Consider the following 26893-nt stretch of genomic DNA (forward strand, 5'->3'; position numbering starts at 1 on the left):
TTGAGAATGGCACTGACACTACTAATTATCGAACGTTTTAATTATGCTTCCTCTGGCGTAGCTTCAGCATAGTAACACAGCTGATTAACCATAAAAAACCGACTCCGTAACCAGTGATAACATCAGTTGGCCAATGCACTCCTAAATAAAGCCGACTCATACCAATTGCACCAATTAAAATTGTTGCCAAACTATAGATAGCAAAAGCAAATTTCGGATAGTGTGTTGCCAGCAAATAAGCAATAAAGCCATAAAGCACCATCGAACCTAAAGCATGACCGCTAGGAAAACTATAAGATGTTTCGTCAATTAGTTTTGTCCAAAGTTGGGGACGAGGTTTGTTAAAAAACACTTTTAATCCCCTGTTAAGAATAAATGCTCCAGAAGAAGCGATCGCCAACATTGTGGCTTCTTGATTGTTACCTTGCCACCAAAGAATTATTAAACTAATTCCGAAAATCGGAACCACTACAGGTGGATTCCCCAAACTTGTAACCACAAGCATTACTCGATCTAAATGGGAATTAGCAACAGAATGAATCGAGAGGAGTATTGTTTTATCAAAAGCAAAAGCTTCTCGTTCTAAAACCTCCTCGGCAAGCTGGGCAAGAACATACAAAGTTAATAAAGAAATAGAAAGCCCAAAAATGCCAACTGTAGCAATTAATGAGGCAATCCGAGGATGGATATGGCGGCTCCAAAAATTTATTAAAAATCTAATCATAAGATTTATTCTAAAATTTGGTAATTTTCTACACCAAAAAATGAAATACATAGGGATAATTTTATTAATCTTGTCGTTCTTTTATTTGACTACCTCTCCAGCTCTAGCCATCGATATGTGTCGCAATATAAAAGGGCAAAAGCTTTGTATAGTCAGAATCAAACGTAGTGCAAAAAACTATTGGGAATATCGAACCAAGGTAGAGATCGACGGTAAACGAAGAGTTAAAGAAATCTATAATTGTCGCGATTACGCTCCGCGTACCGCCAAAGGCGATCGCACCGTTACTAGAAAAGGTAAAGTAGCAATTCCCTTCAAACCCAATAGCCTTGGCGAATTAGTGTGCGATTTATTTTCTTAAAACCCAAAACCTAGTGCCTAGAGCCTATATCAACCGAAGTACAATTTATATGACCGAAAATTGCTATATATAATAAACACAGTACGGAGATGGAGATAAATAGTGGCAATGTATTTGGTTACTGGTGCGACAGGATCTTTAGGACGTAGAGTTGTCAGACAATTAAGAGACAAAGATATGCCAGTCCGTGCTTTTGCGCGTTTATCTGCTAATTACGGAGAACTAGCAGATCGAGGTGCGGAAATTTTTATTGGCGATTTAAGACAGGAAAGAGACATTACCAAAGCTTGTCGAGATGTGCGCTATATCATTAGCTGTCATGGTTCTGGCAAGAATGCTCAGGCGTTAGACTATCGAGCTAATATCGATCTAATAGATCGCGCTATAGAAAACAATGTCGAACATTTTGTCTTTATTTCGGTTCTGGGTGCCGACAGAGGCTATCAAGATTCTGCCACCTTCAAAGCCAAAAGAGAAGTAGAAAAATATTTAGCGGCTAGCGGGTTAAACTATACTATTTTGCGTCCTTCGGGATTTGCTAACAATCTTTTACCTCTAGCAGAAAGATTTCGCGATACGGGTATTTATTTACTGATCGGCGATCCTAAAAATCGTTCTTCGATTGTCAGTACTGATGACCTGGCTACAATTGCGATCGCTTCTACCACTACCGAACCAGCTAAAAACCAAACTTTCGCTGTCGGAGGTCCCGATATTCTCAAACGAGAAGATATTCCCCGTATTTTTGCTCGTTTATTTGATAAAGATCCGATTGTTATTAATCCCCCGTTAACCTTATTTGATGGCTTGCGATCGGGAATTGGCTTAATCAATCCTCAGCTACAAAAATCTCTGGGTACCCTACGGACTTTGCTGGCACACGAGTTTTTCTGCAATATGGATGAAATTGCCCGTCTAGAATCGACTTTTGAAATTAAAATGGAGTCTTTAGAGAGTTTTCTACGGCGTTATTTAGGAAACTAAAGAATTAAAAAATTTACACTATACTCGTGGTTGGGAAAGGATCGAATAGCATTTTAATTTATGGCTCAACCAGCAGTATATATCGCAGTTACAGGACACGGTTTCGGTCATGCGGTTCGCGCCGCTACTATTGCCAGTAAACTACAGCAACTCAATTCCAATATTTCGATTATTTTTGTCACCGTTGCTCCTCAGTGGTTACTAAAATCTTATTTAACTACAGACTTTGATTATCGTCCTCGTATTTTTGATGTGGGAGTCATTCAAAGCGATAGTCTAAAAATGGATAAACAGGCGACTTTGAAAAAAATGCAGCACATTATTGCTAGTGAAGCCGCAATTATTACCGAAGAAGTTGAGTTTATTCGTAATAATAACGTGGGACTCATTTTAGCCGATGTCCCTGCTTTGGCTACAGCGATCGCTAAGGCGGCAAAAATTCCCTGCTGGATGGTTAGCAATTTTGGTTGGGACTATATCTATAGCCATTGGGGCGAACCTTTTCAAGAAGTCACTACCTGGATTAAAAAGCATTATTACCAGAGCGATCGCCTGTTTCGCTTACCTTTATGCGAACCGATGAGTGCTTTTCCTAACATTACCGATGTTGGTTTGATTGGCGATCGACCTCGCTACAGTAAAGAAGAACTACAGCAAAAATTTAATTTAAACACCCCTCCAGAAAAAACCGTATTGCTTACCTTTGGTGGTTTGGGAATTCAGGCTATTCCCTACCACAACTTACAGCGGTTCTCCGACTGGCAATTTATTACCTTCGACCGCTACGCGCCAGATTTACCTAATTTGCTCAAAATTAATGATAGTTTTCTTCGTCCCTTAGACTTTATGCCCGTATGCGGTAGAGTATTTTCTAAACCTGGCTTTAGTACTTTTTCTGAAGCTTTATGTCAAAACGTGCCGATAGTTTCTCTAACACGCCAAGACTTTGCCGAATCTGAAATACTAATTAATGGTATTCGCGATCATTCTTACCATCAAATTATTACCCCTGAAAACTTTTTTGAGGGAGAATGGGATTTTCTGCATCACGATTCATTACCACCCCGTAAAAAAACTACTTTAGCTACAAATGGTGCAGAGACAATTGCCAGAGAAATTATTACTTTTCTCACTAGCTAAATTTAATTGTAAAATGGCAACTCAATATCTAAAGATTCCAGCATTTTTTGTGTGGTTTTAAGATATTCATCGTATTGAGTTGCTTCTGCTACGTAAGTCACAATATAGATGCGGTTATCGATCGCCGCAAACGTTTCTTTTTGCTTTAGTTGCAAGCCATTTTCCTGTCGGGAATAAACTATTGTTCTAGCCTGATAGTTGGCAAGCATAGTTCTTTCTGGTGCGCCTTCTAACTTATTACCTTCTTGTTCGAGGCGTTGGATAGTTGTTTGAAGATACTCATCTAAAGACACAGAATTAAAAGACAAATATTCTACAGAAATATAAACGCTTTCTCTAAATGGATCTGAAGGCTGTTTTAAAGGTGAAGTAAAAACTACTATTTCTCCCGTAATTGGATCTTCTGATTCTTGTATAGTCCAATTTGGTGGATATTTAATTGCTAGATAATAATTACTATTTACGTATGAAGAAAAATTGCGATAAATGTTGCGATTAAAACCAATAAATAAAATAATTAATGCTACAGCAAAAGGTAATAATAGTAACGCCCCAAACTTAATTTTTCGATCGGCTTTCAACTTGGATTTCGTCGGTTTATTCCTAGCTGAGATTTTTTTTTCGCGAGGAGGTAAAGTAAAAGGAAGGGGTAAAGCAACCGTGTTTTCTTCTTGCTTTAGTTCGGCGATCGCTTCAGCAGCAGATTGGTAACGTGCCGCCGAATTTTCGTCAATCATTTTACTGAGAATTCTATTAAGTTTGTAGCTGATATTTACTCTAGTACGATTGCTTATTTCTGCTAATAGTGGTTTTTGATAGTTAGCCCGATCGACATTCTGTAGTTTCGGAACTTCTCCCGTCAGGGCATAAACAATTGTTTTTCCTAAAGCATAAAGATCGCTACTGTAGTTTGGGCTACCCTCACGCTGTTCTATTGAGACATAATCGTCATAACTTTGACGAACTAATGGCGATGGCTGCTGTCGATAAAACAATTCCAAAGAATTTCTTATCGTACCGAAATTGGACAAAGTTATTTGCTTGTCTGACTGAAGCTGAATTAGATTTTCGGGTCTAATATTGAGATGTAGAATTTGCTTTTGATGAATAAATTTTAGAACTTCTAAGCTGCTTTGCAACCAAAAGATTGCTTCTAATTCATTTAAAGGTTTATCTGTTAGATGCTGCTCTAAAGTTTTACCCGTACATAATTCCGTTACTAAGTAAAACTCCCTTTCTTCAACAAAATAGTCTAACAGTTGCGGAATTTGTAAATTCTGCCCCAAATTTTTTAAAGCAAGTGCTTCTGTTTGAAAGAGCTTGGTCAAATTCTGCCAAAATTGCCAATTGGCAGTATTATTTTGAGACGGAAAATAAAGTCTTTCTATCTGACACTGAGAGTTTTCTAAACTGTGGCGATCGCAAGCTAGATATAATGCGCCTAAAGGTTCGCGTCTCAATTCTCGTACGATAAAATAGCGATCGCCTATAAGTGTTCCGACTATTGACTTCATCTAAAGTCTCAAAGATATTGCAATTTATAAAAAGTAAGCTAGTATCGCTATTCTATTAGATAGAATTAAAAATTGAGTATGCTAAATTACGGACGCGCTAATTGGCAAAGCGTTTGGGATAAATTTTTTTAACTGTTAGATTTCAATTCATCCAAACGCGCCAAAACTTCCTGGCTGTGAATGCTTGGTCTGACTCCCAGGTAAATTTCCTGCAAAATTCCTTGTGGGTCGATTAGATAAGTATGTCTTAAAGATTTACCGCTCAACCAGGAACCATAAGCTTTACTTACCCTACCATCGGTATCCGCTAATAAAGGGAATTTGAGTCCTTCAGCATCGCAAAATTGGGCATGAGAATCGACATCATCGACGCTAACACCTAAAACCCTGGCATCTCTGGCAACATACTCTGGTAAATCCTGTTGAAAACGTTTGGCTTCAAGGGTACAACCAGAAGTAAAATCCTGGGGATAAAAATATAATACAACCCAGTAGCCGCGATAGTCTTGAAGATTCACTTCCCCTTCTCTACTATTGGTAGGAAGAGTAAACTCTGGTGCGGATTGTTGTAAAGCAGGCTGTTTGCCACCCAAAGCCATAGCAACAGGTGCTATTTGCCATAATAATAAACATAGAGCGATCGCTACTAACCATCGAGACAGATTCAAACGTTTCATAATCTACAAAAATATGATTTACTTAACATGAGTTTACAAGTATCGGTCGCACCTTAACAAAAAGTAAATCATTGATTTTAAGCGATCGATGACAAAAACTCAAAAATCAATGTAGCAGCTATAGAGCAATAAACGCGGTTAACGTAGCCTGTCGAGCAAGACTCTGCTAAAACGTTAACCTTTACCGCGTTTTGCTAAAGTTGATTATGATTGTCGATCGCAGCTAGACAAATTAAACATGAGTACAGACACAATTCCCCCTCATGGCGGCAAATTAATCGACCGCCTTGCTACCCCAGACGAAAAATCGGACTTTTTGGCTAAAGCCGATTCTTTACCTAGAGTTCGATTGGATAAAAGAGCGACTTCAGACTTAGTAATGATTGCTATTGGTGGCTTTAGTCCCATTAGCGGCTTTATGGAACGACAAGATTATTTAAATGTCGTCGATAATATGCGTCTTGCTAGCGGTATTCCCTGGTCGGTACCAGTAACCCTTTCTGTTAGCGAAGAAGAAGCAAATTCATTAAAAGAAGGCGACTTAGTACGCTTAGACAATCCTAACGGTCAATTTGTTGGCGTACTACAGTTAACAGAAAAATATAGTTACGACAAAAAACGCGAAGCAACCCAAGTTTATCGCACTGATGAAGACAAGCATCCTGGAGTCAAAGTTATTTACGAACAAGGTTCCGTAAATTTGGCGGGTCCAGTATGGCTGCTAGAACGTTTTCCCCATCCTTTATTTCCCAAATATCAAATCGATCCCACCGCATCGCGGGCGGCGTTTGCCGAAAAAGGGTGGAAAACGGTAGTCGGATTTCAAACTCGCAATCCCATTCACCGCGCTCACGAATACATTATCAAATGTGCTTTAGAAATAGTTGATGGTTTGTTCTTACATCCTTTAGTAGGAGCGACCAAAAGCGATGATATACCTGCCGAAGTACGGATGCGCTGCTATGAGATTATGATGGAGCATTATTTTCCTCAAGACCGCGTTATTCTGGCAATAAATCCTTCGGCAATGCGCTATGCAGGACCTAGAGAGGCTATCTTCCACGCTCTAATCCGTAAAAACTACGGCTGTACCCACTTTATTGTCGGTCGCGACCATGCAGGAGTAGGAGACTATTACGGAACCTACGACGCTCAAAAGATCTTTGAAGAATTCGAGCCAGGAGAATTAGGTATTACTCCTCTAAAGTTCGAGCATGCTTTTTACTGTACTCGTACCAAACAAATGGCAACGGCTAAAACCAGTCCTAGCAACAAAGAAGAACGCATTCATTTATCGGGAACTAAAGTTAGAGGCATGTTGCGTGAGGGTAAGTTACCACCACCAGAATTTTCTCGTCCCGAAGTTGCTTCAGAACTATCAAGAGCGATGCAGGTGAAAGTTTAAAGCTCGATCGATAAAATTTAGCTCATTTGGAGAAGGAAGCCTGTTTCTTCCTTCTTCTCAAAGGCACAATGGTACAATTGGTTACGTATTAAAAATTTAGTTTGCCAAAAAATTTAACTTTAAAATATTGGGCTATATTTTATAAGCTTTTTTGCAGCTAACCGAAAACTATCGGCTATATTTGATATGCCGATCGCCAATTTTCAAATGCTAATGGTTGATATGGGACTAGATCGCCGAACTTTTTTACAACGGGCTGGATTATCTCTGTTCGCTCTAGGAGTTACTGAGGCAAATATCTCGGCTTGGGAAACCTTTCCAATCGCTTCTTCAGTTAAAGGTTACTCTCAGGCTTTAGCGGCAACCAACAATCGTAAGCTTGCTTTACTAATTGGTATCAACCAGTATAAAAATGAGCGTCTCAACGGTTGTGTGACCGATATCGAACTACAGCGAGAGCTATTGATCGATCGCTTTGGCTTTAATCCTAAAGACATTATGACCTTGAGCGATCGCCAGGCAACCAGAGAAAACATTGAGACTGCTTTTATCGAACATCTCGCCCAACAAGCTAAAGCTGACGACACGGTAATTTTTCACTTTAGCGGTTATGGCGGTCGCGTTAAAATGCCTCCGTCCGAACGAGACACTAACTTAACTGTCTCAGAAACCAATCGCGAGGGATTGGTCAATACTCTAATTCCAGCAGATGCAGCGTTACCTACTAAAACAGAACCTGCCGTTAATATTCTTTTGCAAGATACCCTATTGCTCTTAGCGCAATCTCTCGATACTGACAAACTAACCCTGGTTTTGGACACTGGCTTTGGCAATAACGATCGACGAATATTACGCGGCAATGTACGCCTTCGCTCTAAAGCAAAAATAGCAGAACAAATTGGTTCTGAAGAACTGGCGTTTCGCGAACAGTTGCAAATTAAGTTGGCTGGCAAAGGATTAAAGCCGTCTCGCAGATTGCCTTCTATTCCAGGTATCGTATTAGCTGCTGCCAGCAACAATCAGATTGCTGCTGAAGGTCAATGGAGTGGTTTTAGTGCTGGTTTATTTACTTACGCACTAACCCAGTCTCTATGGCAAATGACCCCCAACAGTAAGATACAGACCATAATTGGACGTAGTGCCGAAACTGTAGAGCGAGTCATGGGCAGACAGCAGCAACCCATCATGAAGAACGATCTCGTCAAGCCTTCTATCGGATATTATTTGACCGATAGTAATTCTGTGAATGCCGAAGGTGTAATAACTGCGGTTGAAACCAACGGCAATATAGAAGTCAAACTAATTGGTATACCAGCAAACATCTTAGATTGTTACGGTAGCGATTCTTATCTGGACTTAGTTTCTGTTGAGAGTGGCGGGCGAAACTTGCTTCAGGTTAAATCGCGAGAAGGAATAATTGTCAGAGTAAAACCTGCAAATTCCGATCCTGAAACTATCGAAAAAATTAAGGAAAAGAAATTAGTTAAAGAGGTTATTCGGGTATTACCGCGAGACTTGGGTTTGACCGTCGCTTTAGATGCCAATCTTCAAAGAATCGAACGGGTAGATGCTACCAGTGCCTTAGCTAATATTAAAGCCGTTTCTTCAGTAGTAGCAGCCGGCGAACAAAATGCTGATTGTCTGGTCGGTAAAGTTAAATCAGAATCGAGTCAACCACAGACTGATTCTGTAGCCAAAACTCAAGATAAAGATTCGTCTGCTTTCAGCTACGGTTTGTATTCTAGTGGTGGCTTACTAATTCAGCGTACGGCAGGTAATGCTAATGAAGCTGTTAAATCTGCTATTAGCCGTCTTAGCTCTCAGTTCGATAATATTTTGGCAGCCAAATGGCTAGAGTTGACCGTCAATGATTTTTCTTCCAACTTAAAAGTTGCTTCGACTTTAGAATTAGTTAAAAACAATAAAACCTCGTCTCTACAGCGTGCCACAGGGGAATTTTCAGATAATCGCAAACAAGCCGAACGAGAATTGCTTTTATCGACAGAAACATCGGCTTCCATTCCCGTGTTAGCTAAAGGTTCTCACATTAGATTTTGTCTGACCAATGAATGCGAAGTGCCGCTTTACGCGCTGTTAATTGGTATCGACTCAGACCGTAACGTTTTTGCTTTGTATACTCCTCAAGAAACCGATAATGCTGAAACAACGGCAGTCCAAAATTTAGTTATTTCACCTCAAAGTCAGTTGCTGGTTCCAGAATCAGAAGATTCCTGGAAATGGAAAGTTACTATCTCGGCAGGAATTGCGGAAGTATATGCTATTTTTTCTACTCAACCATTCAAGCGCACCTTAGAAGCTTTAGCAGCCCAGCCCAACCTCAAATTAGACCGAGAACAGGTGCTAAACGTTCCCAATCCTTTAGAGGTAATTCATGCCATGTTAAAAGATTTACATGAAGCTAGTTCGGTGTCTGAAGAGTTGCTAGGCTCTAACACAAATGTTTATGCTTTAGATGTCGATAACTGGGCAACCCTCAGTTTTGTTTATGAGGTAGTTACAGATTACTCTACTGTGTAGTAAATGTTTTGATAGTTAACCCAATTAAAACTCAAAATTGGGCATTAGTTTGAGGATGCCAAGACCCAACTCTGCTCCATCCACGGCTTTGGTTTCAAACACTGCTAGCATATCTTTAGGTTGGGGATTGCCGCGATTGTTGCCCTTTGCTCCCATAGAAACGACCAAACCACAATAACCATGAGTTTTTTGACAACTACGCTGCCAGCGTTGCACCGCTTGAAGCTCTTGGGGAATACCTCGATCGTACTCGGCAAAAACATACAGTTCGCCATCTTTAGTTTGTAACATACCCAAATCGAAAATATCGCCACTAAAAGGGTCTTCGCCAGGATTAAAACAAACCGATTTTAAACCTCCTGCCGATTTGATGCGTTCTATGGTAGCTTTGGCTTTGGGACGAGTAGTTTGAATGAGAATTATCGGTAGCTTTTTGCCTTGAGGAACGACATTCAAAGACTGATAATAAGTTCGTTTTTCTTGTTTGAGTTGTTCGACTATTTGCCAGGGAATAAAATTTAGGGTCACTAACGAATCGTCGGGAATGAGATCTTCTTGAATGGGAATATCGATTTTAGTAGGTTCGGCAGCATTAACGAGGCGATCGCTACTACCAATTGCCAAAAGTTCGGTGGTTAGTTCGGGTACTGTAGAAATTGTAGATGAAATTATCGTTTGCTCCCCTGTATCTTCTGGAGGTAGTTCGATTTGATAAGCTTCAGAAATTGCCGCTATTGGTTCTTGAATTAGATGCTGGTGATGAGAGCGACAGAAAAGTAATAGTGTTTCTAAAGCACCATAGACTATTTTGGATTCTTCTTCATCCAAAAAAGGTCTGATTCCTTCATAAGGATGTAGGCTGCCAAATATCGGCACAACTTCATCAAAATCTAAATCGGGATCGTCTTCTACTTCGTAATTGAGAAACCAACAGTCTTGGGTCAAAAACAACTTTTCTAGCTGTGCCTCAGAACGGCTTTCTGCTAAGATTGCCTGTCGAAATTGTTTGAGGGATTCTAAAGAACGATAGAATAATACTCCATATTCGCTGGACATCATGCCCATAATACACAGGTAAACTGTATCGATCGCGCAATCTTCCAGCTTGACTACCAAAACATCGCTGTCGGCTAGTAACTCCCAGGGAGAAGCTTGCCATACTCTGAGCGCGGCGTTTTCTAAATGAGATTCGTATGAAGGTGGCAAAGCAGGAGGTCTTCTATTGCCGATTTGCTCGAACCCTTGAAATAGACTATCGATTAAAGGAAGATTGGCTGCATACTCAACTTTGATCTCTAGTTCTTGTAATACACCTCGTAAAAAAAACTGAATCTCGCGATCGCGCACGACAATCTTTTGAGGTCGGGCTGGTCGTGCTGGATGCTGGGGAGATTCGATCGCTCGCAGCAAAGCCCTTACTATTGCTTCGATCCCCATTTCAGAATCTACAATATCCATCGCTCTTACCGAACCTTCTACAACATCTACCCAAATAATACATTCACCACCAGCCTCTAAGTCTGGCTCTAAATGAGAGGCAATATTTCCTAGAGAACGGCGATCGCCCTCCCAAACACTGGTGTTTTGTGGAATATTTTTTAGCCTGCTTCTGGTTGTTTTGGGAAGAAGAGTCATAAGTTGAATGCAATTGATTGGTTTTGCAGGTCTACTTCGAGTTAGAGCTACAGCGAGGTAGATTTGCTAGTATGTTTGGTTTTGTCAGCAGTTTGTAGGAGCAAGCCATATTCAATACCTTCTACTACTGCTTGATAGGAAGCATCGAGAATGTTGGTAGATACTCCTACTGTAGTCCAACGCTCCAGACCGTTACTCGATTCGACTAAAACTCTCGTTTTAGCTTCAGTGCCTGCCGCTCCGTCTAAAATTCTTACCTTATAGTCTGTCAGTTGGAATTGGGCGATTTGAGGATAAAATTTAACCAGAGCTTTACGCAAGGCACTATCGAGAGCCGATACGGGGCCGTTTCCCTCTGCCACTTCTAGTAACTTTCTGCCGTTTACTTCTACTTTTATCGTAGCTAAAGCATTACTTGCCATATAAGCTTCTTCTCGGTCTAAATCGCAGTGGACTCGAAATCCTTGCAATTGAAACATTTGCGGTCGTTGATTTAAAGCCGAGCGCATCAATAATTCAAAACTAGCTTCGGCAGCTTCAAACTGATAGCCATCATTTTCTAAAGCTTTCAATTTTGCTAGAATTTGTCTGCAAGCAGGATCTTGCTTATTTAGACTAATGCCAAACTTCTCGGCATAATGAAAAACATTGCTCAAACCCGACTGATCGGAAATAACGATGCGCCGTTGATTGCCAATAAGATTCGGATCTAAGTGTTCGTAAGTTATAGGATTGCGTTCTACTGCCGAAACGTGAACTCCTGCTTTGTGGGCAAAAGCCGAACGACCTACAAAAGGAGCGTTATCTTCGGGTGCTAAATTAACAATTTCGCTAATCGCTCTACTAGTCTGCGTTAATTGTGCCAACTGTTCTGGTTCGAGGCAACTATAGCCGAGCTTTAGCTGTAGATTGGGGATTAGAGTACAAAGATTGGCATTGCCACACCTTTCACCATAACCGTTGATCGTTCCCTGCACCATATCCGCTCCCGCCATTACTGCCGCAATTGCGTTACCAACTGCCGTCCCCGCATCGTTGTGAGTGTGGATACCTAATTTACCGCCAGAGCGATCGGATTTTAATTCGGGCATTTTCGTCACCATTTCGGTAACAATTGCGCCGATTTCGTGGGGTAGAGTGCCGCCATTGGTATCGCACAGGACTAGCCATTCAGCACCAGCGTCTAATGCAGTTTTGAGAGTTTCGAGTGCATAATCGGGATTATTTTTATAGCCATCAAACCAGTGTTCGGCATCGTAAATTACTTTTCTGCCACAACTGCGGAGATACTCAATCGTATCGCCAATCATTGCTAAATTTTCTTTTAGGCTAGTTTTTAAGCTTTCAGTAACGTGCAAATCCCAGGATTTACCAAAAATAGTTACCCAGCGCGTTCCTGCTGCCAAAATTCCCTGTAACATCCGATCTTCTGCTGCGGCTTGGTGAGGACGACGGGTAGAACAAAAAGCCACAATTTCTGCTTGTTTTAATGGTTGTTCTTGCAACTGCCAAAAAAACTGTACGTCCTTGGGATTGGCACCAGGCCAACCGCCTTCAATAAAAGGAACGCCCATCTCATCTAGTTTACGGGCAATTTTTAGCTTGTCATCTAAAGATAAAGCAATTCCTTCTCCTTGAGAGCCATCCCTTAGAGTCGTATCGTAAAGCCAAATTGTCCGTTCCTGATTCATGAGTTTGGGGTTCTACTAAAATTAAATCGATCTATGTTAATTAAGAATAGATCGAACAACACACTCTATCCTAAATCTTTTTAAGGCTAACAAATCTTTACGGTAACAGTTTGACAGCAAACTTTGCGATCTTTTAAAAAGACTTTGAACAACAAAAAGATAATCCGAGCTAGCAGTAACAATTGATGATGAATATTTTTAGAATTTCGCCAATTATCCAAATTACTCTATTTTGTCTGTATATCGGACTTACCGTTCCTTTGCCATTTCTAGCCAAATTTACTGCTGCTCCCGTATCTCCCTGGCTATTGTGCCTGGGCATTTTGTTGGGAGCGATCGCGCTAACGGCAGCTTTAAGCGAACGAGTAGTCTTAGATGACGAGAAAATACAGGTAGCATATCCTGGCTGGGTACCGCAGTTTTTTCGTAACGGCTGGTCTTTACCCTGGAAAGAAATTTGCGATCTAAAAATGCGAACTACAGGTCAGGGAGGATTGGTTTATTACTTTACTACTAAAACTACAGAGCGAGCCTATTTGTTGCCCATGCGGGTTGCAGGGTTTGCCAAGATGGTTAATATTGTTGCCGATAAAACGGCGATCGATACTAGCGATATTCGTCCCCTCGCTCAACCTTGGATGTATTTAATTTTATTTGTCTGCACGATGTTTTTGTGGCTCACTGATGCTTGGGCAATTTGGTCGGCAACACATTTAATTAAGTAAAAGTAATTAAATATGAAATTTTATCAAATAGAAAATCGAGATCGATACTGGTAAAAACCCTATAGCTTGAGGCAAAAATAACGATTGACTGTATTGCACGAAAATTATGTACTATTGTTAAGATAGTTTAGTAAGTATATCTTGGGTTAGATTCAATTTTTGTAAAGTTAAGCTTTAAATGATTTCATTTAGTTCGGCACAACCAATTATCCGTCGCAAACAAGAAGCACTCGATTATCAAGACCGTCAAGGATTGTGGCAGTTTGAGTTAGCAGTTCGCGATCGCACTTTGCTTTCTAAGTTCTATACGAGAATCGACCAGGTTTTTGTAATTTGGGGATTGATTTCAGCAACTATTTTTTTTACGGCGCAGTTTGCACCTATTAGCTGGATAAGCCAAGCGATTTTTTGGTCGGTACTGACAATTATCGGCACGGTAAGTATGACAGCGTTGACTCATTTCTGGGTCAAAGTCGAACGTTTGCGCTGGGTATTGTATGCCTGGATAATCTTGATGTTAGCTGGAGTTGTCGTTACCGATCTGGGAATTTTTCTGGGATTGGGAACAATTTTGATGTATCTCTGCCATCTATGGTTGGCTTTATGTGCCGTTGGTTATTTCTTTACAGGATGGGGATTGCGATCGCGCGCTCTAACAATTTCAGGCATAATCCACTTACTAGGTATCTTAGCTTTACCCTACTGTATGGGCTGGCAGTTTTTCGCCACGGGAATAATTATGACCGTTAGCTTATTAGTATTTGCCGAAACTCAATGGGATATGCGATCGCCTATTGATAATTACGCCTTGTTAAGCGAAGCCCAACAAGAATTCAATCGACAGCAGTATTTAATTCGTAAAGCTGAAGGATAAAGTTTATTTATAGATTGAGGTTAAATATAACTCTCAGCGAAATAGTAAAGGCGATCGCGTTAGATATATTGGATATTTAAAGAAAAACCTAGCCGTATTTAACTAAAACCCCAGGCTCTTTTTGAATGGGAAGCACATTTAAAAAATCGGTTCTGGCACAGTATTTTAAATCTTCATCACCGTCTAACTTTAAGAGACGCTGTCCGTGACTGCACTGACGGAAAACATTGAGTAAATTGTCACGCCACTGACTGTAAAGAGCGATCGCGCCAATGGTTTCATCATTGGCAATAATATCAATTGCAGGTAAATCGCTATTTTGCAAAATTAATTGAGCGATCGCGCCAGCGCAGGCGGTATCTTCAACCGAGTACGCTCCCTGCCAACCAGAACCTACTAACCAGACGGTTTCTGGCTGTTTTTCTATTAAAAAATTAACTGCTGCCTGACGGTTAACTTGAGCGGCGGTAATCACCGTGTTAGCTCGTTCGACTTTTTGCAAGGCGCGAGTACCGTTAGTAGTGGTTAAAAATAAGTGTTTGTCTTTAACAACTTCTGGAGTACATTCGAGGGGAGAATTACCAAGATCGAAGCCTTCTACTTTTTCTCCTCCTCTTTCTCCCGCTCTCAATCTTTGGTTCGGTTGCCATAACTGCGATTGTTCTTTGAGTTCGTCAAGATCGCTAAAAACACGAACTGCTTCTGCACCAGAATTTAGAGCGGTGGCAATTGTGGTAGTCGCTCTTAAAACGTCAATTACTACAGCGCAGTCGGGAAGATGGTCGTCGGGAGTTTGTTCGGGGGTATGGTAGACGAATATTTTCACTTGGTTATACTTAGATAGATAAATCCAAACTTAGGCAATTATACGTTATTTGATATCTATTGCAGTTTGAAGGTAGCTGGTTTGATAATAGGTGTTATTACCGATTGGGAGAAAGACTATGGGATTTGGCGATCGCTCAACCTCAGCAAAATCGAGGCTTGACGGCATATATTTTATCGGTATTTCATTGGCAACAATCTTAACTCCTCTCAACTTTGTGGCGCAGGCGCAACCAGTACCAAATAACACTCCCACTCAATTAGCCTCAGAACAAAGTATTATTTACGTCGATCCTCAAACTGGAAATGATACCAAGGGAGATGGTTCTCAACAATCTCCGTTTAAAACAATTACTCAAGCTTTAAAAATAGCCCAATTCAACACCACAATTGACTTAGCTTCGGGTACCTATAGCGAAGCGACTGGTGAAACTTTTCCCCTTATTATTGAAAAACCTGTCACCATTAAAGGCAGTGCTGGTGGTAAAGGACACAATATAGTTATTCGTGGCAATGGTTATTTTATTAGTCCTACGGGTGCGGGGCAAAATGTGGCAATTGTTGCTACCGATAGTGTTGCAGGAATTATTGGAGTAACTGTAACTAATCCTCACTCTAGGGGACATGGTTTGTGGATTGAGTCTGCTAGTCCCATTGTGGCAAGCAATACTTTTTCGGGTAACGGTAATACTGGTGTATCGGCAAACGGCAATAGTTCGCCGTTAATTGAAGATAATTTGTTTTATAACAATGCTGGCAATGGCTTGTTAGTTTATGGAACTTCAACACCGCAAGTTAACAACAATACTTTTGAAAAAACTGGCTTTGGAGTTAGTGCAGTTCAAAATTCTGCCTTTATCTTAAAAAACAATAACTTTACCGATAATCGCATCGGGATTATTTTAGAAGGTGACTCCCAGGCAACTCTACGTAATAATCAAATTGAAAATTCGCTAGAAACTGGTTTAGTGGCAATCGCTCGTTCTCGTGCCGATTTGGGTACCGTTGCAGAACCTGGTAATAATAGCTTTCGTAATAATAAACTCGATATTCAAAACGCCAGCAGTAACTGGATTGTCGCAGTAGGTACTGACACCAGCAGTAATATTTCGGGCAACATAGATTTTAATGGCGATCGCGTGACTCCGATCGATACTGCTAACAATTTACCCTCAAGCGATCGCCCGATTGAGAGACTGCCAGCCGAACCATTGCCAACTCCCCGTGTTGCCTCCACAACTAACACTCAGCCAGAGGCTGTAACTAATGCCGAACGTCTGCCATCGCCGCCACCACTGGCGGAAGTAGAGACTGAAGAAAAAGAGTACGTTTTTAACGCACCAGCAGCAGTATCACAGCCAGTACCTTTTCCTCCACAATCTTCTTCAAATAGTCAAGCTATTGTCATAAATGCGTCTAGTGCGGCAAGTGTTATTTACAAAGTTTTGGTAGAAGCCACTAATGACAGCCAGCAAACAACGGTGCGATCTCTATATCCCGAAGCCTTTGCGACTATCTATCAAGGTAAGTCGATGTTGCAGGTAGGAGCTTTTAATAATAAGAGTAAAGCAGAAACTACTTCTCGTTCTTTGCAGAACTTGGGGTTGAACACCTATATTCTGGATTAAATCAATGCTGTTTGAGAGGTACAAATTTGAATTAGCAATAGAATTAAAATCGGTAGCAAACTCGCATTAAATAAATAAAACAAATAACTTAATTATGTGTGGCATTCTTGGCGTATTCGACCGCAGTTCCGATAAAGACTATGATTTTCAACAAATGTTATCGACTTTGGTACATCGCGGACCAGATAACACGGGGATTTTCACCGAGGGCAATCTTACTTTGGGACACCAACGGCTGTCTATTGTCGATGTAGAAGGAGCGCATCAACCTTTTTGCAATGAAGAACACCAGCTTTATGCTATTTGTAACGGCGAGATTTACAACCATCAACAATTGCGATCGCAATTCCAAGACTATGCTTTTCGCTCTCAGGGAGATAGTGAAGTTATATTACCTCTCTACCAGCAATTTGGCTCGGAGTTAACTAGCCAGTTAGACGGTATGTTTGGTTTCTTTCTCAGTGAAGGAGATGATTTTATCGCAGCGCGAGATCCCATTGGCATAAAACCCCTATACTATGGCAAAAAAGATGATAGCTGGTTTTTCTCTTCGGAAATCAAAGCTTTAGTCGAACAAGTCGATGAAATTCACGAGTTTCCCAACGGCTATTATTATCGTTCTGGGCAGGGATTTTCACCTTATTATCAGCTACCAGAAGCACAAACCTTTATCGAAGATTTAGACAAGGTTATTCCTAAAATTCAGCAAACTCTGTCTAAAAGCGTCCAGAAACGCCTCATGTCCGACGTGCCTGTCGGTGTCTTTCTTAGTGGCGGTTTGGATTCGAGTATTATTGCTGCGGTAATGAAAGAACACATTGGCGAACTGCATTCTTTCTCTGTAGGATTGCCTACTTCTCCCGATCTTAAAGCAGCCCGTTTGGTAGCAGAACATATAGGCACAATACACCACGAATATGTCTATACAGAAGCAGAGATGCTCGAAATTCTCTCTGATGTAATTTATTACCTCGAATCTTTCGATCCTGCTCTAGTTCGCAGTGCTATTCCCTGCTATATGGTGTCGCGCCTTGCTAGTGAATACGTCAAGGTAGTGCTGAGTGGTGAAGGTGCCGACGAATTGTTTGCAGGCTATAGTTACTTTGTCGATTATGAAGATCCTCTTGCCCTACACAAAGAATCGATAAATATAGTTAAGGGATTGCACAATCTTAATTTGCAACGGGTAGATCGGATGACTATGGCACACAGTATTGAAGGTCGCGTTCCCTTTTTGGATACCGAGTTTATCGAATTGTGTCTGAGCATCGCTCCCAAACTAAAACTCTATAAAACCTTTGGTATTGAAAAATGGCTGCTACGCAAAGCCTTTGAAGATAAGCTACCCCACGAAATAGTTTGGCGAGACAAAATGGAATTCGCTCAAGGTTGTGCTTCCTCAACAATATTACAAGACCATGCCGAAGCCAAGATTGATAAACAGGAAGTAGACAGGGCGATCGCCGAGGAGCTTCCTATAGGTAGCAAAGAAGAGTTATTCTATTTTCGTATCTTCCAAAGCCATTTTCCCCATCCAGATGCGGCTAATTTAATTGGAAGGTGGCAGGGAAATCTGCATTAAAGAATCGAGAACTTATCAATGAACAGTAAACAATGATAACTGCTCATTGCTAATTGCTCATTGTTGAAATTAACAATTTATTTAGTTAAGTACGATAAAGCTCGTATTTAACTAGCAAAGAAGAGTTATTCTGTTTTCGTATCTTCCAAAGCCATTTTCCCCATTGAGATGCGCCTAATTCGATTGGGAAATGGCAGAGAAATATGCATTAAAAAACTCGGAGAATTATATGCAATCGGTTGGATCGAGAACTTATAGCAAAGCCGTTAGTGAAGGGAAGTACGATCTTTATCTTGGTAATTTGTTTGGCAAATACGATAATGTCCGTACTTATTGGGAAGATCGTTTAACGCGAATTGCCTTACGTCCTTATTTACGAAAATTGGTCGATTCTTGTCAAGAACAAAATAGAGGAGTTCGCATTGTCGATCTTGGCTGTGGTGCGGGACAAGGTTATCAAATCCTGACATTAATCGATCGCCAAGACTTAGATCTGGGTTTACAACATCAAAGGGTACTGCCAGAAGAAAATATTGAAACTTACTTGGGTTTGGATATTTCTCAGGCAATGGTGGAAAAAGGCAACGAAATTTTTGAAGATAAGTCTAACGTTTCGTTTGCTCGAGCAGATCTTAGTGAAGGTCTAGGGAAGCTTAAAACTACACAATCTCCCTTCGATATCTATTTTTCTTCTTATGCTTCCTTATCCCATCTATCTAGAAAAGATTTAGTAACTCTGCTGCAAGATATTTGCCAACACGGTCACGACAATAGTGTAGTCGTACTAGATTTTGTGGGACGATACTCAATTGAGTGGCCCGATTACTGGTCGGCTCAAACTGAAACCGAAAAGGTGCGAGATTACTCTATGAGTTACCTGTATTCGGAAGCAACCCGTAAGCATTTAGATATTGAATCTTTTCCCCTGCGATTTTGGACGGGTAGGGAAGTCAAACAACTAACTCAAGAAATAAGCGAGGCTACGGGGATTGAAATTGAAGTTTTAGAGTTAATGGATCGCTCGGTAATGGTAGGTAGGCATACCGATACCAGAGAATATAATTCTCTACTCAAACCAATTCGCCGTTCGATTAATTCTCTCCATGAAGACTATATGCGTACTGATTTACAGGAGTTGATTTTAGACCCCAGGATGATTCCCAAACATTCGGAGATAGCTCCTTTTTTAAGACAGCTAGTAGAATCTTGGAATATTGTTGTCGAATACTGTCAGCAAAGACTTTGTCAAAATATTTCTTTAGTCAATTTGCAAGGATGGCATCATTATTCAAAGCCTTTGCAATTTGCCCTGATGACTATCGATCGCGTCATCGCCGATGTTAGTTGGATGTGGTACGGCGATCCCAGAGCTAATATTATCGAACCGCAATTGGGTTATGCTTTACGGACTTTAGAATACGAAATGCAGCAGGGTTTAGGTTGCGGTCACGGATTGGTAGCAATTCTTAAAATTAGTAAGTAAATGAGTCAGTTTGCGATTGAGGCGATCGACCTGACTAAAAAATATCGCGGAGTTACGGCAGTCGATCGCATTTCTTTTAGTATTAAATCTGGTGAAACTTTTGGCTTAATTGGTACGAGCGGTTGCGGTAAAACAACTACCCTGAAAATGCTCAATCGTTTAATCGAGCCGACTGGGGGAAGAATTTTAATTAACGGCAAAGATGTTTGTAAATCTAAGTCGGAAAAATTACGTCAGGATATTGGTTATGTAATTCAAAATACGGGGCTGTTTCCCCACTACACTGTTGGTGAAAATGTAGCAGTCGTTCCTCGTTTAAAAAAGTGGAAAGAAAAGCGTATCGGCGATCGCACTAATAAGTTATTAGCAATGGTGGGATTACCTCCCCAACAATTTGCCCACCGCTATCCTCGCGAATTGAGTGGCGGACAACAGCAAAGGGTAGGTTTGGCTCGCGCCCTCGCTGCCGATCCGCCAATTGTCCTTTTAGACGAACCTTTTGGAGCCTTAGACCGCATTACTCGCAGTCAAATACAGCAAGAATTCAAGCATTTGGAAAGCCTGTTGCAAAAAACTATGGTGCTGGTAACTCATGATGTTATGGAAGCAGTTACCTTATGCGATCGCCTGTGCTTGATGGATCGCGGCAAAGTAGAACAAATTGGCACTCCCAGACAATTGCTATTTCAGCCACAAAACGATTTTGTGCGAGATTTTTTCGACACCAATCGCTTTCAGTTAGAACTATCCGTTACTCATTTAGGAGAGTTGTTACCCTGGCTGCAACCACTAGCTTCAGAAACAGTTGCCCCCAAACAATATCGGCAAAACCAAAGCCTGCTCAATATCTTAGAAGATGTAGAGGCTTCTTCTCTTAAATCCTCTCTTGTCGGCATTAGCGACCGCCACGACCGCCAAATGCTAGTTACCAATTGCCAAGAACTGCTTAATGCCTTCTATCAATATAAAAAATCGTGAGTCTCTGGAAGTTTTTTCTCAGCCAAAAAAGTGAAATCGCCGAACAAACCATAGAACACATCGGCTTAACCGTTATTTCCCTGGCAATTGCGATCGCTATTGGGGTTACTGTCGGCATTATCTTAACTCGCTATCCCAAATTAGCCGAGCGCGTCATCGGTGGAGTAGGAATTATTCAAACTATTCCCAGCGTGGCACTGTTGGGGTTTCTCTTACCCTTACTAGGTATTGGGGTGATTCCTGCGATTGTCGCTCTCTTTTTATACGCTCTGCTGCCGATAATTCGCAATACCTATGCGGGGATAGAAGAAGTAGATAGCTCCATTAAAGAAGCCGCTAGAGGCATGGGAATGCCCGACCTGCAAATTTTATATAAGGTAGAGTTACCTCTGGCAATTACGGTGATTTTTGCAGGGATACGTACTGCCGCGGTAACTACGGTAGGAGTAGCTACCCTCTGTGCTTTAATTGCCTCTGGCGGTTTGGGAGAATTTATATTTCGCGGTATTGCCTTAAATAATGTCAATATGATGCTGGCAGGTGCAATACCTGCGGCAGCTTTAGCTTTACTGCTAGATTTCTTATTAGGAGTCGTTCAACGTAACGTAGTTCGCTTTATTAAGCCGATGGCGATCGCCGCAGCAGTTTTACTGGCTATAGCTATAGCTTGGCTAATCGTTCCCCAATTTCTCAATAATTCTTTTCAGGCAGGGTTTACCGCCGAATTTATGGAACGAGCCGATGGCTATCCTGGTTTGCGAGAACACTACGATTTAGAGTTGGATACTGTCGAACTAGATCCTGGTTTGATGTACGAAGCAGTCAAAGATGGCAGAGTAGGGGTAATTAGCGGTTTTTCCACCGATGGTAGAATTCAGGCTTTTAATCTTTCCGTTCTCGAAGATAACCGCAATTATTTTCCTCCTTACTATGCCGCTCCCGTAGTCAGAAGCCAAACCTTAGAGCAATATCCTCAACTGCAAGAGGCGTTAGGAAAATTATCAGGTCAAATTTCTAACGAAGACATGACCAGACTCAATTATCAGGTAGATAGTCTCAATCGCTCTACTTTAGAAGTAGCTAAAGAATTTTTGCAAGAGCTTGGCTTAAAAACCCAAACCGTCCGTCGCGGTACGCCAGATATTATTATCGGCTCSAAAAAWTTTACCGAACAGTATCTCTTAGCAGATCTAATGGCGGTAGTCATTGAAAACTATACCAATCTCGATGTGGAATTAAAAACGGGACTGGCAGGGACTAAAATTGCATTTGATGCTTTAAATACTGGTGCGATCGATCTCTATCCCGAATATACGGGTACGGGTTTACTAGTAATTATTCAAGCTGATGAATCTACGCGAGAAGACATCGTTCGAGATGCTGATAAAGTTTTTAATTACGTCAACCGTCAATATCAACAGCAATACAATTTAGAATGGCTCGCACCTTTTGGCTTTAATAATACCTACGCTCTAATCGTGCGCGATGTAACCGCCAACAAATTCGATCTCAATACTATTTCCGATTTGAAAGAATATTTGGAACAGCAGTAAAGTAAACTCATTACTAAGATAAATGGTTAACTACAAACATTACATTTATAGAGTTATCTGGTCGGTAGAAGATAATGAATTTGTGGGACTATGTGCAGAATTCCCTAGCCTTTCTTACCTGGCTGAAACTCAATCTAAAGCACTCTTGGGTATAACAAATTTAGTCAGAGATATCGTCAGGGATATGGAAGCTAACAGCGAACATATTCCCGAACCAATCTCAGAAAAACAATACAGTGGAAAATTTCAGATTCGCATTACCCCAGAGCGTCATCGTATGCTGGCAATAGAAGCCGCCGAACAAAATGTAAGCTTAAATCGTTTAGTCAGCGATAAACTAGCTGGTTGAGTTCTTTTTAAAAATTGAAGAATATGACGGAGATAGCTGTGTAAGTTAAGTTTGATTTTCAATCGCTTAAAATTGTGAGTGGCGATCGCTATAAAAATTTTGAATGCTCTCCAATTTTAAATTCGTTTGACATAGCAGCGTTTTGATTTATGAGTTATGGTGCGAAATAATTAACCATCTTTAAGTTTTGATAATGCCAGTTCAACCAGCACTCGAATTTATTCCGCCAGACTTTAACCCGATAATTTGGAGAATAGCGCGGACTATTATTCCTGCCTGGTTGCGATACGGTTATGGCATTAGTGAGGTGCGATCGCAAAATACGGAGGAACTAGTAGAACTTTACCGTCAGTTTCAAGCAGGTAAAACCAAGTTTTTAATTGCTTTTCGCCATCCCGCTACTACCGATCCCCCTTGTATTGCCCAACTGTTGTGGAATCAACTACCCCAGATTGCCAGAAAAGAGGGAAAACCCTTACAGTCTCCCGTTCAGGCTCACTTTATCTACGATCGCGGTATTCCCCTGTGGGCTGGTGAATTTGTAGGCTGGCTGCTACCCAAGCTAGGCTCTACCTCTATTCGTCGGGGAACGACAGATCGTCAGGGGCTGCGATCGATCCGTAATTTATTCGTTAACGGGCGTTTTCCTCTGGCTGCTGCCCCAGAGGGAGCTACTAACGGTCATAATGAAATTGTCAGTCCACTAGAACCTGGGATCGCTCAATTTGCTTTTTGGTGTCAGGAAGATTTACGCAAGGCAGACCGTACCGAAGATGTGGCGATCGTACCTTTGGGAATTCGCTATCGTTTTGTCAAACCACCCTGGAAATCTTTAGAAAGACTGCTAGCTCAATTAGAAGTAGATAGCGGGCTAAAAAAGCAGTTAGCTACTGGAATGCAGTTAAACGATGGGGTAGCACCTACCCCAGAACAAGAAGCAATACTTTATAAACGGCTTTACGAGTTAGGAGAACATTTACTGTCTCAAATGGAAGAGTTTTACAGTAAATTTTATCAGCAAGATTTAGTTAGTAACTCAGAAGATACCAAACTTGCAACTCGTCTGCCAGCTTTGCTAGACGCAGCCTTGAATGTAGCCGAAAAAGCCTTCAATTTAAAATCAAAAGGCAATCTTGGCGATCGTTGTCGTCGTGTCGAACAGGCAGGCTGGGATCGTATCTATCGTCTGGATATGTCAGAGTTAAAAACTCTTGCCCCTGTCGAACGAGGTCTGGCAAATTTAGTCGCCTCAGAAGCCGAACTGCGACTCTGGCACATGCGTTTGGTTGAGAGCTTTGTTAGCGTGACGGGACAGTACGTTGCCGAAAAACCAACTGTAGAACGCTTTGCCGATACTATTCTGCTGTTGTGGAAAACCGTTTCGAGAATGACAGAGAAATCGAAAGTTCAAACTCCTCGTCTTGGTAAGCGATGGGCACAGTTAACAGTAGAAAAACCTTTTTTTATTAGCGATTATTGGGATGTTTACCAAACCAATCGTCGTCAAACCGTTGCTAATTTAACTCAAGATTTAAAAATTGCTTTAGAAAAAGCGATCGCAACTGAAGAAAACTAATACCAATTCTTGTAAACAAAGAGAAACTTAGAACTTTTGGGCAGAGAGTAACGGCGCAGGGGACGAGGAGAAAAAGAAACAAGGAGACAAGAAGATTTCACTCTACTAGAGCCTTCTCCGAGTCCCCAGTCCCTCTGCCCTCATTCAACAATTCGGTCGCTTATTTCGAGTTAGCTTTGATAATTAACCAAACGCGCAAAACTAGCAGGATCTAAACTTGCTCCCCCTACCAAAGCACCGTCAATTTCTGACTGAGCCATAATTTCATCGATGTTTTTGGGCTTGACCGAACCGCCATACTGAATTGGAACATCTTTATTATCTAACTGTTGGCGGATAATACCAATAACGCGATTGGCTTCTGTTGATTCGCAGGTATCTCCCGAACCAATCGACCAAATTGGCTCATAGGCAATAATCAAATTACTTTGGTCTATTTCTGCCAAACCTTTTTTTATCTGATTGGAAATGACGTTTTCTATTTCTCCTGCATCTCTTTGTTCTCTAGTTTCACCCACACAGAGAATCGGGATAAGTCCGTGACGTTGTGCTGCTTTTAATCTTAGATTGACCGTTTCATCGGTATCGCCAAAATATTGACGGCGTTCGCTATGACCGACAACGACATAACTTATGCCAATTTCTGTCAGCATATTGCCTGATACTTCACCTGTATACGCTCCTTCATCTTCCCAATGAATATTTTGCGCTCCCAGCTTAATTTTACTGCCGTGAAGGCTTTTAGACATTGCAGTCAATGAAGTAAAAGGCGCACATAAAACTACTTCTTGGTTTTCGCCTACATTTTCAACTTCGGATTTAAATGCTTGCACAAATGCCAAGGACTCTGCTTGATTTTTGTGCATCTTCCAGTTCCCAGCAATAACTATTTTTCGCACAGTCTGATTATTCTAAATTCAATTTTGATTGCAAACTTAAGTTTAAGACTTTATGGGGGTTAAGGCTAGGTTATAAAAACAGGTACCTTAACTTTAAAGTTGAGTATAGAGTGAAAAGCGGCTCTAAATGTAAATTCACAACAATTTACGAGTGGTTATATCTGCATCGTAACTACAGTACTTCTGGCAAACAAAAATTTGAGTTGCTCGATCTATCTGGCAATTGTTGCAATATTTTTTAAGTTTTCTTTACACTTCTTAGTAAAAACGCGCTATATTTTAATTAAGTGGTTATGTACCTTAGCGATCGCTAGACAAACAAAGCTGTCGCAACCAAGCAAAGTTAGCTTGATTCTTACCGAAACAATAGGGAACCAGGCTAATAAATGTAATTAATATTCTCAATATTTATTTGGATACGTAATCAACCTTAGTCGTTCAAAAATTTTTTACTTTCATGACTGTTAACTCACTAGCAACCAAATTATTCAGACCAAATACCAACCCCAATTTCTGGAATCAAACAACCTGGGCAATATTGAGAGCCGTTGTGGGCATTATGATGATTCACAACGGTTTGGATAAATTATCTAATATTGAAAGCTTTGCCGAAGCTTATGTTGCCTATCTCGGCTTACCCTTTCCAATATTTCTCAGCTACGTTGCTGCTTACACCGAATTAATCGGCGCACCGTTAGTAGCACTTGGTTTATTTACCAGACCTGCCGCTTTAGGTCTATTCGGTACCATGTGCGTAGCTATGTACCATCACATATCTGTAGCGGGTTTGAGTTTTGCTTATCTAGAACTATCGGCTATTTACGCTGCCTGTTTTCTGTTCTTCTTAGTTAATGGTGCGGGTCTATTTTCTACCGATGCTCTAATCGTTAACTGGATAGACAAAAACGCTCTATCAGCTAGAGCCAAACAAATAATGCTGCTAGAAACAAGCTACAATTCTTCAGATGCTGAAACTAATAAATCCAAAACTATAGTTAAATAAAAAACAGTTTAACTATTGGTTTTTATCATTACCAACTATAGAGTAATATTTGTTTAAACTATAATTCTGACAAACTTTTCTGAAACAGGCGATCGCAAAAGTTTCTTTTCGGTCGCTATTTTCTTATGATTATAATTTTAAAGCAAAATTCAAACTCGCTCTAAAATTTAGTCATGGCAAGGTTAATTACCAAAATATTTAGACTGTTTAAAACAATTGGTAAAGACAAAACTATTCTCGATTTACTGCGTTTGATTGAAAATATCGTTGCCAAACTTTTATCATTAGCTTTATCAATTGTAATTTTAGTAGCAACTTTTGACTTAATTGTATTCTTGATCAAAGATATCATTGAAGACCCAATAGGTTTTTACAGTAAAAGCATAATCGAACTATTTGGTTTGTTTTTAAATATTTTAATCGCTTTAGAATTATTAGAAAATATTACCGCCTACCTAAAAAAACATATCGTTCAGGTAGAACTAGTAATTGTAACTTCTTTAATTGCGATCGCCCGTAAAATAGTGATCTTTGATTTTAATAAATATTCCAGTACCGAACTCGCTGCTTTAGGAATTGCTATTTTAGCTTTAGCAGTCAGTTACTGGCTAATCAAACGTCTAAATCTCGAAAAACATTAATAGTTCTCAGTCAAAAAAAAAATTGTGCTGCTGCCGAAACCTCAAACTGCGATCGCCAGTAAATAATAGATTTGGACTTGGTTTTGCTTTTTACATCGGCTTAAGTTC

23 protein-coding genes are annotated in these 26893 nt (G+C 40.7%); 16 read left to right on the forward strand and 7 right to left on the reverse strand.

Annotated features, from left to right (window positions below):
- Positions 1 to 37 precede the first annotated feature (37 nt).
- On the reverse strand, positions 38 to 724 hold the full coding sequence (locus KV40_RS26815) for a phosphatase PAP2 family protein (protein ID WP_036487664.1): 687 nt from the start codon (positions 722 to 724) through the stop codon (positions 38 to 40).
- A gap of 85 nt (positions 725 to 809) precedes the next feature.
- On the opposite strand from KV40_RS26815, the gene KV40_RS26820 reads away from it, so the two are divergent.
- The 3 genes from KV40_RS26820 to KV40_RS26830 all read left to right on the forward strand — a co-directional run bounded on the left by KV40_RS26820 (position 810) and on the right by KV40_RS26830 (position 3209).
- Positions 810 to 1085: a hypothetical protein gene (locus KV40_RS26820; protein WP_253274396.1), complete on the forward strand. Its 276-nt coding sequence runs from the start codon at positions 810 to 812 to the stop codon at positions 1083 to 1085.
- 108 nt (positions 1086 to 1193) lie between these two features.
- Positions 1194 to 2069 carry an SDR family oxidoreductase gene (locus KV40_RS26825; protein WP_036487668.1) on the forward strand — a complete coding sequence of 292 codons (876 nt, stop codon included), beginning with the start codon at positions 1194 to 1196 and terminating at the stop codon, positions 2067 to 2069.
- A gap of 60 nt (positions 2070 to 2129) precedes the next feature.
- The gene (locus tag KV40_RS26830; RefSeq protein WP_036487670.1) at positions 2130 to 3209 is read left to right on the forward strand and encodes a glycosyl transferase; all 1080 of its coding nucleotides are present in this window, start codon (positions 2130 to 2132) and stop codon (positions 3207 to 3209) included.
- 2 nt (positions 3210 to 3211) lie between these two features.
- On the opposite strand, the gene KV40_RS26835 is transcribed toward KV40_RS26830, so the two are convergent.
- On the reverse strand, positions 3212 to 4723 hold the full coding sequence (locus KV40_RS26835) for a protein kinase (RefSeq protein WP_036487672.1): 1512 nt from the start codon (positions 4721 to 4723) through the stop codon (positions 3212 to 3214).
- Between the two features lie 128 nt (positions 4724 to 4851).
- A complete protein-coding gene (locus tag KV40_RS26840; RefSeq protein ID WP_036487674.1) occupies positions 4852 to 5400 on the reverse strand; it encodes a redoxin domain-containing protein in 549 nt (182 codons plus the stop codon).
- Positions 5401 to 5638: 238 nt separating this feature from the next.
- Here KV40_RS26840 and sat point away from each other — a divergent pair, with 238 nt between their 5' ends.
- Positions 5639 to 6805: a sulfate adenylyltransferase gene (sat, locus tag KV40_RS26845; protein ID WP_036487676.1), complete on the forward strand. Its 1167-nt coding sequence runs from the start codon at positions 5639 to 5641 to the stop codon at positions 6803 to 6805.
- 186 nt (positions 6806 to 6991) lie between these two features.
- Positions 6992 to 9343, forward strand: a complete 2352-nt coding sequence (locus tag KV40_RS26850; RefSeq protein ID WP_052055997.1) for a caspase family protein — start codon at positions 6992 to 6994, stop codon at positions 9341 to 9343.
- Between the two features lie 24 nt (positions 9344 to 9367).
- Here KV40_RS26850 and KV40_RS26855 read toward each other — a convergent pair whose 3' ends face one another.
- Positions 9368 to 10978: a hypothetical protein gene (locus tag KV40_RS26855; protein ID WP_036487678.1), complete on the reverse strand. Its 1611-nt coding sequence runs from the start codon at positions 10976 to 10978 to the stop codon at positions 9368 to 9370.
- Positions 10979 to 11025: 47 nt separating this feature from the next.
- On the reverse strand, positions 11026 to 12669 hold the full coding sequence (gene cimA / locus KV40_RS26860; protein ID WP_036487680.1) for a citramalate synthase: 1644 nt from the start codon (positions 12667 to 12669) through the stop codon (positions 11026 to 11028).
- A 188-nt stretch (positions 12670 to 12857) separates the two neighbouring features.
- Here cimA and KV40_RS26865 point away from each other — a divergent pair, with 188 nt between their 5' ends.
- Together KV40_RS26865 and KV40_RS26870 are read left to right on the forward strand one after the other, a co-directional pair.
- The gene (locus tag KV40_RS26865; protein ID WP_156114205.1) at positions 12858 to 13394 is read left to right on the forward strand and encodes a hypothetical protein; all 537 of its coding nucleotides are present in this window, start codon (positions 12858 to 12860) and stop codon (positions 13392 to 13394) included.
- Between the two features lie 178 nt (positions 13395 to 13572).
- Positions 13573 to 14268, forward strand: coding sequence for a hypothetical protein (locus KV40_RS26870; protein ID WP_036487683.1), 696 nt, complete (start codon positions 13573 to 13575; stop codon positions 14266 to 14268).
- A gap of 88 nt (positions 14269 to 14356) precedes the next feature.
- Here KV40_RS26870 and KV40_RS26875 read toward each other — a convergent pair whose 3' ends face one another.
- The gene (locus KV40_RS26875; protein ID WP_036487685.1) at positions 14357 to 15094 is read right to left on the reverse strand and encodes a 2-phosphosulfolactate phosphatase family protein; all 738 of its coding nucleotides are present in this window, start codon (positions 15092 to 15094) and stop codon (positions 14357 to 14359) included.
- A gap of 91 nt (positions 15095 to 15185) precedes the next feature.
- Here KV40_RS26875 and KV40_RS32685 point away from each other — a divergent pair, with 91 nt between their 5' ends.
- The 7 genes from KV40_RS32685 to KV40_RS26910 all read left to right on the forward strand — a co-directional run bounded on the left by KV40_RS32685 (position 15186) and on the right by KV40_RS26910 (position 24242).
- Positions 15186 to 16721 (forward strand): DUF1565 domain-containing protein, encoded by a 1536-nt coding sequence (locus tag KV40_RS32685; RefSeq protein ID WP_156114203.1) that lies wholly within the window; start codon positions 15186 to 15188, stop codon positions 16719 to 16721.
- A gap of 94 nt (positions 16722 to 16815) precedes the next feature.
- Positions 16816 to 18303 carry an asparagine synthase B gene (gene asnB / locus KV40_RS26885; RefSeq protein WP_036487687.1) on the forward strand — a complete coding sequence of 496 codons (1488 nt, stop codon included), beginning with the start codon at positions 16816 to 16818 and terminating at the stop codon, positions 18301 to 18303.
- Between the two features lie 229 nt (positions 18304 to 18532).
- Positions 18533 to 19786: a class I SAM-dependent methyltransferase gene (locus KV40_RS26890; RefSeq protein ID WP_036487689.1), complete on the forward strand. Its 1254-nt coding sequence runs from the start codon at positions 18533 to 18535 to the stop codon at positions 19784 to 19786.
- Positions 19787 to 20764: an ABC transporter ATP-binding protein gene (locus tag KV40_RS26895; protein WP_036487692.1), complete on the forward strand. Its 978-nt coding sequence runs from the start codon at positions 19787 to 19789 to the stop codon at positions 20762 to 20764.
- Complete coding sequence (locus tag KV40_RS26900; protein WP_216595736.1) at positions 20761 to 22317, forward strand: ABC transporter permease/substrate-binding protein; 1557 nt, start codon at positions 20761 to 20763, stop codon at positions 22315 to 22317. Before KV40_RS26895 ends, KV40_RS26900 begins: the two co-directional genes overlap by 4 nt.
- A 22-nt stretch (positions 22318 to 22339) precedes the next feature.
- On the forward strand, positions 22340 to 22666 hold the full coding sequence (locus KV40_RS26905; protein ID WP_036487695.1) for a type II toxin-antitoxin system HicB family antitoxin: 327 nt from the start codon (positions 22340 to 22342) through the stop codon (positions 22664 to 22666).
- Between the two features lie 193 nt (positions 22667 to 22859).
- On the forward strand, positions 22860 to 24242 hold the full coding sequence (locus KV40_RS26910) for a 1-acyl-sn-glycerol-3-phosphate acyltransferase (protein WP_036487697.1): 1383 nt from the start codon (positions 22860 to 22862) through the stop codon (positions 24240 to 24242).
- A 170-nt stretch (positions 24243 to 24412) separates the two neighbouring features.
- On the opposite strand, the gene tpiA is transcribed toward KV40_RS26910, so the two are convergent.
- Entirely contained in the window at positions 24413 to 25141 is a 729-nt protein-coding gene (gene tpiA, locus KV40_RS26915; RefSeq protein ID WP_072013918.1) for a triose-phosphate isomerase, read from the reverse strand.
- A 457-nt stretch (positions 25142 to 25598) separates the two neighbouring features.
- On the opposite strand from tpiA, the gene KV40_RS26920 reads away from it, so the two are divergent.
- Positions 25599 to 26144, forward strand: coding sequence for a DoxX family protein (locus KV40_RS26920; RefSeq protein ID WP_036487701.1), 546 nt, complete (start codon positions 25599 to 25601; stop codon positions 26142 to 26144).
- A gap of 173 nt (positions 26145 to 26317) precedes the next feature.
- Positions 26318 to 26785, forward strand: a complete 468-nt coding sequence (locus KV40_RS26925; RefSeq protein ID WP_036487703.1) for a phosphate-starvation-inducible PsiE family protein — start codon at positions 26318 to 26320, stop codon at positions 26783 to 26785.
- Positions 26786 to 26893 lie beyond the last annotated feature (108 nt).

Source organism: Myxosarcina sp. GI1, from assembly GCF_000756305.1.
Lineage (GTDB): Bacteria > Cyanobacteriota > Cyanobacteriia > Cyanobacteriales > Xenococcaceae > Myxosarcina.

Coding starts and splice junctions, on each gene's coding strand:
- KV40_RS26815 (WP_036487664.1), bottom strand. CDS start 724: ATGATTAGATTTTTAATAAATTTTTGGAGCCGCCATATCCATCCTCGG.
- KV40_RS26825 (WP_036487668.1), top strand. CDS start 1,194: ATGTATTTGGTTACTGGTGCGACAGGATCTTTAGGACGTAGAGTTGTC.
- KV40_RS26830 (WP_036487670.1), top strand. CDS start 2,130: ATGGCTCAACCAGCAGTATATATCGCAGTTACAGGACACGGTTTCGGT.
- KV40_RS26835 (WP_036487672.1), bottom strand. CDS start 4,723: ATGAAGTCAATAGTCGGAACACTTATAGGCGATCGCTATTTTATCGTA.
- KV40_RS26840 (WP_036487674.1), bottom strand. CDS start 5,400: ATGAAACGTTTGAATCTGTCTCGATGGTTAGTAGCGATCGCTCTATGT.
- sat (WP_036487676.1), top strand. CDS start 5,639: ATGAGTACAGACACAATTCCCCCTCATGGCGGCAAATTAATCGACCGC.
- KV40_RS26850 (WP_052055997.1), top strand. CDS start 6,992: ATGCCGATCGCCAATTTTCAAATGCTAATGGTTGATATGGGACTAGAT.
- KV40_RS26855 (WP_036487678.1), bottom strand. CDS start 10,978: ATGACTCTTCTTCCCAAAACAACCAGAAGCAGGCTAAAAAATATTCCA.
- cimA (WP_036487680.1), bottom strand. CDS start 12,669: ATGAATCAGGAACGGACAATTTGGCTTTACGATACGACTCTAAGGGAT.
- KV40_RS26865 (WP_156114205.1), top strand. CDS start 12,858: ATGAATATTTTTAGAATTTCGCCAATTATCCAAATTACTCTATTTTGT.
- KV40_RS26870 (WP_036487683.1), top strand. CDS start 13,573: ATGATTTCATTTAGTTCGGCACAACCAATTATCCGTCGCAAACAAGAA.
- asnB (WP_036487687.1), top strand. CDS start 16,816: ATGTGTGGCATTCTTGGCGTATTCGACCGCAGTTCCGATAAAGACTAT.
- KV40_RS26890 (WP_036487689.1), top strand. CDS start 18,533: ATGCAATCGGTTGGATCGAGAACTTATAGCAAAGCCGTTAGTGAAGGG.
- KV40_RS26895 (WP_036487692.1), top strand. CDS start 19,787: ATGAGTCAGTTTGCGATTGAGGCGATCGACCTGACTAAAAAATATCGC.
- KV40_RS26905 (WP_036487695.1), top strand. CDS start 22,340: ATGGTTAACTACAAACATTACATTTATAGAGTTATCTGGTCGGTAGAA.
- KV40_RS26910 (WP_036487697.1), top strand. CDS start 22,860: ATGCCAGTTCAACCAGCACTCGAATTTATTCCGCCAGACTTTAACCCG.
- KV40_RS26920 (WP_036487701.1), top strand. CDS start 25,599: ATGACTGTTAACTCACTAGCAACCAAATTATTCAGACCAAATACCAAC.
- KV40_RS26925 (WP_036487703.1), top strand. CDS start 26,318: ATGGCAAGGTTAATTACCAAAATATTTAGACTGTTTAAAACAATTGGT.